This window comes from Pseudoalteromonas sp. SG45-1 (assembly GCF_014164135.1).
GTDB classification, from domain to species: domain Bacteria; phylum Pseudomonadota; class Gammaproteobacteria; order Enterobacterales; family Alteromonadaceae; genus Pseudoalteromonas; species Pseudoalteromonas distincta.
Map to the genome: position 1 here is coordinate 1 of NZ_JACJEP010000068.1, position 926 is coordinate 926.

The window sequence follows — 926 nt, forward strand, 5'->3', positions numbered from 1 at the left end:
AAACCGCACGTAAACGTTGGTACAATCGGCCACGTTGACCACGGTAAAACTACACTAACTGCAGCAATCACTAACGTACTTGCAAAAGTATACGGCGGTGTTGCTAAAGATTTCGCATCAATCGACAACGCTCCAGAAGAGCGCGAACGTGGTATCACTATTTCAACGTCTCACGTTGAATACGATACTCCTACACGTCACTACGCACACGTAGATTGTCCTGGTCACGCCGATTATGTTAAAAACATGATCACTGGTGCTGCTCAAATGGATGGCGCGATCTTAGTAGTTGCTGCGACAGATGGCCCTATGCCACAAACACGTGAGCACATCCTTCTTTCTCGTCAAGTTGGCGTTCCTTACATCGTTGTGTTCATGAACAAATGTGACATGGTTGATGACGAAGAGCTACTTGAACTAGTAGAAATGGAAGTTCGTGAACTTCTTTCTGAATACGATTTTCCAGGTGATGACTTACCTCTAATCGCTGGTTCTGCGCTTAAAGCGTTAGAAGGCGAGAAAGAGTGGGAAGATAAGATTGTTGAGCTTGCAAATGCACTTGATTCTTACATCCCAGAGCCAGAGCGTGACATCGATAAGCCATTCATCATGCCTATCGAAGACGTTTTCTCAATCCAAGGCCGTGGTACTGTTGTAACTGGTCGTGTTGAAGCTGGTATCATCAACGTAAATGACGAAGTTGAAATCGTTGGTATCAGAGAGACTACTAAGTCTACTTGTACTGGTGTTGAAATGTTCCGTAAGCTTCTTGACGAAGGTCGTGCTGGTGAGAACATTGGTGCACTTCTACGTGGTACTAAGCGTGAAGACGTTGAACGTGGTCAAGTACTAGCTAAGCCTGGTTCAATCAACCCACATACTACATTCACTTCAGAAGTATACGTACTTTCTAAAGATGAAGGTGG

The 926-nt window shown here is 44.7% G+C and carries 1 protein-coding gene; it reads left to right on the top strand.

Features of this window, described 5'->3' with window-relative positions; genetic code table 11:
- On the top strand, nt 1-926 hold a 926-nt coding region (tuf, locus tag H5117_RS20930; protein ID WP_182739023.1), incomplete at both ends, for an elongation factor Tu.